Here is a 7,640-nt window from a genome sequence, read left to right as displayed (position 1 = left end):
GCGTAGCTCATCGTCCGCTTGTTGTGCGTGATCACGATGAACTGCGAGTGGTGCAAAAACTCCTGGATCACCATATTGAACCGGTCCACGTTCGCCTCGTCCAGCGCCGCGTCCACCTCGTCGAGGATGCAGAACGGCGACGGCTTCGACTTGAAGATCGCCATCAGCAGCGCCACCGTCGTCAGCGTCTTCTCGCCGCCCGACAGCAAACTCACCGACCGCGTCTCCTTGCCCGGCGGACGGGCCAGAATGTCGATCCCGCTCTCCAGCACGTCCTCCGGATTGTCCAGCACCAGGTCCGCCTTCCCGCCGCCGAACAGCTTGCGGTACAGATCCTGGAAATTCTCCCGAACCGTCTCGAACGTCTCCAAAAACCGCTTCTGCGACTCCTCATCAAGCCGCTCGATCAGCTCCTGCAGCTTCTTCTGCGCCTCGTCCAGATCGTCCCGCTGACTGCTCAAAAACACAAGCCGCGCCTCAAGCTGCTCCTGCTCCGCGATCGCGTCCAGGTTCACGTTGCCCAACCGCGAAATCTTCCCCTTCAGATCGTTGATCTCCCCCTCCAGCGCCGCCCAGTCCTGTTCGCCGCTATCGTGATAGTCGCTGTACGCGTGCTCCAGGTCGATCCGCAGCTCGTCCTGCGCCCGCTGGATCAGCGTCTCCTGACGCACCGTCAACTCGTTGATCTTCAGCGCCAACTCCTGGCCCTGCTCCTGCAGCGAACCCACCTGCGACTTGGCCTCATGCGCCTCCGCCATGATCTGCTCGAGCTGCGTGCTCTTGCCCTTGCGCTGCTGACGTAGCAGACCCGACTGCCTCTGATACTCCTGCCGCGAACTGTACAGCCCCGCCAGCCGAGCCTCCGTCCCCAAGATCTGCCGCTCCGCCTGCTCGATCCGGACCTTCATCGACCGGATCTCCTCGCCCGCCGACTGATGGCCCGCCAGCGCCTGCTGCAAGTCACGCCGCAGCCCGTTCGCCCGGTCCGTCAGCGCCTGACGCTTCTGCGACAGCCGGCCCGCCTCCACCTTCAACTCCGTCATCTGACCGCTCAGGCCCGACCGCGCCGCCTGCTCCGACTCCTGAACGCTCTGAAGCTCCTCCACCCGCTGCTGCACCGACCGCTGCTCGCCCTCCATCTCGCCCACCTGCCGCTCCAATCCCTCCTTGCGCTCCGCGTTAAACGCCGATTGCTGCGACAGCGAATCCAGCTCCGACTCGATCAGCGGCTCCTCCTCGCTCAGCTTGCGCCACTGCTCGTCCAACCCGCTCAACTGCGTCTGGTCCTTCACCCGCCGCGTCCGATTCTCGTACAGACTCGCCCGAAGGTCCGAAACCTCCTGCTTCGTCTGCCGCTGATCCTCGTTCACCTGTCGAACGTTCCGCTCGGCCTCGGTGATCTCCGCGTCGAGCCGCGTCAACTGGTTCGAAAGGTGCTCCAATTCCGACTTCCGCGAAATCAATCCCGCCCCGCCCTTGGTCGGACCGACCCGCACCGAACCGTCCGCCTCCACCACCTCGCCCTCGCGCGTCACGAACCGCCAGCCCGCCGCGTCCTCCCCCGCCAGCCGGAACGCCGTCCCCAAATCCTCCACGATCAGCGTCTTGCCCAACAGCAGCCGAACCAGATGGTCGAACCGGTCCTCCGACTTGACCAGACTCGCAGCCGTCGCCACCACCCCGTCCTTCCCCGAAAAATCCCGAACGTTCACCACCGGCGCCAACGAATCCAGCGGGAAAATACTCACCGCCCCCGACAGCTCCGCCAGCAGCTCCCGATTTGCCTCCACAAACCGATGGCTCTCCACCACCAGATACTGATCCCGACCCGCCAGCGCCGCCTCGATCAGCCGCGCGTGCTCCAGGTCCGTCCCAATCAGATCCGCCGCCAAACCCACTAACCCCTCCATCGCCGGATCGCCCTGATCCTTGCGAACCAAAAGCGCCTTGGCCCCCGTTCCCACCCCCTGCATCTGCGCCTGCATGTCCGACAGCACCTCCTGCCGCGACTGCAGCGCCGACCGCTTCTCCTTCCGCTCCGCCAACGACCGCGACAGCTCGCCCGACTGCTGATCCAGCACCTCCGCCCGATCCTGCAGCCGGCTGACCTCCGCCGACAATGCCTCAATCTGACGATCCAACTCCGCCAGCGCCTGGTGCCGATCGTCCCGAAACGCCTGAATCTTCGCCTTCTCGCCCGCCAGATACTCCCGCCGCGACGTCAACCGCTGCCGCTGCCCCTCAATCCCACGCTGCTCCGCGTCGATCTGGCTGAGCTGATTGTTGCACTGCGCCGTCCGACGCATCAGCTCGATCAAACTCGACTTCTCCCCCTCCAGCATGTGCACCAGCTCCGTCGTCCGCAGATCGTGCGCCTCGATCTGCTCCTGCAGCTTGCGAATCTTCTCCTGCAGCGAGGCCTCCTCCCCCTGAATCGCCTCCAGCTCGCCCGCCACCTTCGACTGCTCGCCACGCAACCGACCCATCTGAAGATACTGCGCCTGAAGCCGCTTGCGGCTCGCGTTCAGACTCTCGTTCTGCTCATCCATCCGCTGACCCAGCAACCGAATCGTCTGCTGACCCGAATCGATCTGCTCCGACGACTGCGTCAGCTTGTTCTCCACCGCCCCGATCTGATTCCCCAACTCCACCATCTCAAGGTCGAACTGCGAACGCTTCGCCTCCAACAGCTCGTGCCGCTCCTGCAACTCCCGAAGCTCGCGATGCCGATCGTCCAACTCCACCCGCAGCGTCCCCTGCTGCTCCAGCAGGCCGTGATACTCCGCCAGGTAATACTGCGACTTGAGCGACTGAAGCCGCGTCACGTACTCCTGATAGTTCCGCGCCTTGCCCGCCTGAAGCTTCACGCTCCGCAAATGCTTCTCCACCTCCGCGATCACGTCCCCCGCCCGCAGCAAATTCTGCTGAACGTTCTCCAACCGCCGCTGGGCCTCCTTCCGACGAAGCTTGTACTTGCTGATCCCAGCCGCCTCCTCCAGCACCGCCCGACGGTCCTGGTTCGACGCCTGAAGCAGCAGATCCACCTTCCCCTGCTCGATCAGGCTGTACGCGTCCACCCCAACGCCCGTGTCCAGAAACAAATCCCGAATGTCCCGAAGCCGGCACGGCTTGTTGTTGATCAGATACTCGCTCTGACCGCTCCGGTAAAGCCGACGCGCGATCACCACCTCCGACCCGTAATCCCCAAGCTGCCCGTCCGTCTCGAACGTCAGCCCCACCTCCGCCATCCCCATGCTCTTGCGGTTCGCCGACCCGTTGAAAATCACGTCCTGCATCTGCTGGCCGCGCAGACTCTTAGCCGACTGCTCGCCCAACACCCACTTGAACGCGTCCACCACGTTGCTCTTGCCGCAACCGTTCGGCCCAACGATCCCCGTGATCCCGTGATTGAAATCCAACGCCGTCCGATCGGCAAAACTCTTGAAGCCGTGCAGGGTCAGCCGTTTCAACCGCATATTCAAAGCCTCCGTCGCCTGAACTGTCAATCCGTCCGCGTCGCTCGCACCCGCCGGAAACCGCTTCCGGCCGCCACCTTTCCCCAATCCCAGAACCTACTCGTCCCGCTCCGGCCGGCCCAGCTCATACGCCGTCCGGTCCGGCCACACCGACATGTCCTGAAGCTTGAACACCCCCGCCAACGCCCCGCTGTCATACAGCGAATGCAGCACCGAGATCACCCGATTGTACGGAACCCCCATGCCCGTATACCGCTCCCCGTCCCGGCCCAACTGCCCCCCCAATAGGCCCAACAGCCGCGAAACCTCCAACCCGCTCGCCGCCTGAATGCTGCTCCCGTCCGGCGGCAGCCGGCGAACCACCGAAAGCTCACGATCCTCCGTGTTCGCGCTGATCGTCAGCATCCGGTCCCAGTCGCTGTAAAACACCGGCGGCTCGATCCGCGCCGAACCGAACACCACCACCTTCGGCTCCGCCGTCCGCGTCACGTACACCAACGGCCGGCCGCCGCACGATACCATGTCCAGCAAAAACCGGTCCACCCCAACGATCCCGCGCTTCACCGACGCGTCCTTCGCCCGCGAAAGCCCCTCATACGCCAGAATCCGCAAATCCACGTCGTCGCTCGCCACCACCTTCCGCAACGCCTCGCTCGCCACCGGACTGCGGCAGTAACCCAACTGCTCCACCGCCTTGACCCGGTACGGCCCCGCCGACGTCGCAAACCCGCCAAGCCGCTCGATCGCCAGCGTATCGCCCAACGCCGCACCCGCTCGCGACGACCAGAACGACGCCTGCTGGTTCGAATTCCCGTACAACCCCTGAATCACCGGCAATACCGTCCGGCCCATCCCCTCCCACGCGAACGAAATCGCCTCCGCGTTCGCCAGCGGAGCCATGATCTCCGACACCTGCTCGCGCGAACGCACGTCGATGAAATTCGGATCGCTCCGAACGTACAGACTGTTCACCAATGCCAGGAAATACGACTTGCGATCCCCATACTCCGCCGGAATCCGCAACTCCACCCGGTTCGGACTCACAGCCTTCGCCGCCGACCCGTCCCTACCCCCCGAAACCGGCCCGAACGCCGTGTTGATCTTCTGCTCGATCGCCCGGGCAATCTCGTACGATCCCTGATACAGCACCAGACTCAGCGGCCGATCCACCGTGCCCGACCCGCCGCCCAGCACAAACCCCGACCGGTGCAGCATCGTCGTGCCCTGATAATCCCGCTTCTCGAACGGATTGATGAACACCGGACCCGCCGCACGCGCCATGATCTTCGACCGCGCGCCCCCCGACGCCGGACCGCCAAACACCCGCAAATCGCAGCTATACAGCCACCCGCCTTCCAGCGACGTCGTCCCCGTATTCGGCAATGCCTCCACCGACACGTCAAACCGCTCACCCTTCGACGCACCGCCCGGCAGCCGGCCGCGAACCCGAACCACCGCCGTATTCCCCGACCGGATGATCGACATCGGACTCGGCAAGTCCTTGCGATCCCCGAAACCCCCCGTCTTCTGCGCCTTGGCGATCGCCTCGATCAACTCCGCACGCAAAGGCTCCGGACACTCCCGGCTCCCCTTGCCCGCCAGTCCGCCCACCAGACCGTAACCCTCGACAAAAATATCGCCCATCCCCTCCAGCGACGCCGCCGCACCCACCGTCCCCGGAAGCGCAGCCGTCTTCCTCGCCAGATCCGCCTGATCGTCCCGCGCCCCCGAAGCCTCCTCCTTGCCACGATCCATGCCCATCCAGGACGCCCGCTCGCACCCCCCAAACGACGCCAGACAAACCCCCATAACCCATGCGCACCACCACCCACGCGACACGGGCACGAAATATCCCTTCTCGCTGGTACGCATCGCCACCTTACGGTATCTTGATCGCCTTGAGGATATCTCTACGGCCATTGGTTTTATCGGACGATGCCAAAGCCGCCCTTTAGGGCGTTACCGCAACCCGCCGGATCGCCGGGCGTCCGCCGACACCGCCGCCGACTGGTCGCGCAACGGCTTGGCTGTCATGAACTTGCATTGCGATAAAAATCCGCCAACAATCTTTCAACAGAAAGTAAACAGCCTTTTGACGAACTAGATTTTATGCTCCCGCTGCCCCCGTGTAAACCGCCGAATTAAGGAATTCCACCCCATGAACGCCGCCATCATCTCCTCCGGGTCCGAACTCGTCACCGGCGAACTCGTCGATACCAACAGCGCCTTCCTCGCCGAACAACTCACCGCCCTCGGCCTACACGTCCAATGCACCCTCACCGTCGGCGACGACCGACAACAACTCGCCTGGGCCGTCAGCCAGGCCGCCGAAAAAGCCCAACTCGTCGTCATCACCGGAGGCCTCGGCCCCACCGCCGATGACCTGACCCGATTCGTCCTCGCCGAAGCCGCCAACGTGCAACTCATTGAACGACAAAACCTTCTGGAACAGATCGACGCCTTCTTCCGCAAGCGCAGCCGCCAGATGAACGTCCTGAACCGCATCCAGGCCCACATCCCCCAAAACGCCGAAGGCCTCGAAAACAGATGGGGCACTGCCCCCGGTATCAAAATCGCCATCGGCTCCGCCACCGTCTTCGCCCTGCCCGGCGTTCCCCGAGAAATGAAGGAAATGTTCGTAACCTACGTCAAACCCTGGATTTCCAACCACACCATCGCCCCCACCCACCGCATCCGCCTCCACTGTCTCGGCATGGGCGAATCAGATGTCGTCCTGGCCATCGACCCCATCCTCCAGCAGCTCACCCAAAACGGCATCGACTTCGGCACCCGCGCCCACGAAGGAATCATCTCCCTCAAGCTCGCCGGGCCCGACCAACAAGCTATACTTGATTTTTCACAGCAGATCAAGGCCCAACTCGGCACCGTCGTCTTCGGCGAAGCCAACGACACCCTCGAATCCGTCGTCGGACAACAACTCCGCCACCGCCGCCAGACCCTCGCCGTCGCCGAGTCCTGCACCGGAGGCTACGTCGCCAAACTCATCACCGACGTACCCGGCTCAAGCGAGTATTTCCTCGGCGGATGGATCGCCTACGCCAACTCCTTCAAACAACGCCACCTCGCCGTCCCACCCGAAATCCTCGAAACCCACGGAGCCGTCAGCCGCGAATGCTGCGCCGCCATGCTCAAAAACCTCCTGGCCCAAAGCCAAGCCGACTGGGGCATCGCCATCACCGGTATCGCCGGACCCGCCGACGGATCACCCGAAAAACCCGTCGGACTCGTCTGGATCGCCGTCGGCAACGCCGCCAACCAACAGATCAAAGAACACCGCTTCGGCGACGTCGGCCGAGAAGCCGTCCGCTTCCGGGCCGCCATCGCCGCCCTCAACACGCTCCGACTGATGCTCGCCAAATCCCCGCCTCAGTGACGTTGATGCTTGGGACTGGAAGACGCACCCGGTAAAACGCTATAATCTCTTACCGAGAGGATTTCTCGGCCTAACCATGCTTATAGTCAGATCCAGACATAGAGTGAATGTAAGGCTGACGCAGGAACGCTGGGGACACATTGTCGCGCGGCATCCCGACCGAGATGAACGGCCAACAGGAGCGAGTGGTCGAGACTTTGGAAAACCCGGATATCCTCCAGGAGGGCGACCTCGGAACTTTGATGGCCATTCGGCTCTTTGCCCAGACGCCCTTGACGCGCAAACACCTTGTTGTCGTGTACCGTGAACTGGGCGACGTGGATGGGTTTGTGTTGACGGCTTACTTCACCAATGCGCCCTCGCGAGGAAGGAAGACTGTATGGACGCGATAAAGATCCTGGACAAGAAGGAAGACCTCAACTGGGACTACGACGAAGAGGCCGATGTCCTCTACATCAGCACCGGCCAGCCCGTCCCAGCGGTGGGACTTGACGTCGGCGACGGTGTCATCGTCCGATACCGTCAGGATACCCGTGAGTTCGTCGGACTGACAGTAATCGGCGTCCGCCAACGGTGCCTCACCGCCCTGTCGAAGGAAGGGTAGTCCAAGTAGGGTGCGTCGTCCCGACGCACCAACAGACCACTCCCTATCAACGCCTCGCCTGAACACCGATGCCGCACCAAACCCGCCGACCAACCGCTACCGACCAACCCGATACCAGATCGTCCGATACCGTCCATCAATCGTAAAAACCGCCTCGTCCCCCCTC

At 63.2% G+C, this 7,640-nt stretch carries 4 protein-coding genes; 2 read left to right on the top strand and 2 right to left on the bottom strand.

Going from position 1 to position 7,640, the window contains the following annotated elements:
- The coding region (gene smc / locus GXY33_15220) for a chromosome segregation protein SMC (GenBank protein NLX06488.1) at positions 1-3,476 on the bottom strand (3,476 nt) is incomplete at its 3' end.
- Positions 3,477-3,572: 96 nt separating this feature from the next.
- The gene (locus GXY33_15215; GenBank protein NLX06487.1) at positions 3,573-5,237 is read right to left on the bottom strand and encodes a hypothetical protein; all 1,665 of its coding nucleotides are present in this window, start codon (positions 5,235-5,237) and stop codon (positions 3,573-3,575) included.
- A 397-nt stretch (positions 5,238-5,634) separates the two neighbouring features.
- On the opposite strand from GXY33_15215, the gene GXY33_15210 reads away from it, so the two are divergent.
- Both GXY33_15210 and GXY33_15205 read left to right on the top strand, forming a co-directional pair.
- The gene (locus GXY33_15210; GenBank protein ID NLX06486.1) at positions 5,635-6,870 is read left to right on the top strand and encodes a competence/damage-inducible protein A; all 1,236 of its coding nucleotides are present in this window, start codon (positions 5,635-5,637) and stop codon (positions 6,868-6,870) included.
- Positions 6,871-7,249: 379 nt separating this feature from the next.
- Complete coding sequence (locus GXY33_15205) at positions 7,250-7,474, top strand: DUF2283 domain-containing protein (protein NLX06485.1); 225 nt, start codon at positions 7,250-7,252, stop codon at positions 7,472-7,474.
- Positions 7,475-7,640: the final 166 nt, after the last annotated feature.

It is taken from the genome of Phycisphaerae bacterium, assembly GCA_012729815.1.
Lineage (GTDB): Bacteria > Planctomycetota > Phycisphaerae > JAAYCJ01 > JAAYCJ01 > JAAYCJ01.
This window is presented reverse-complemented; position numbering and strand designations above follow the sequence as displayed.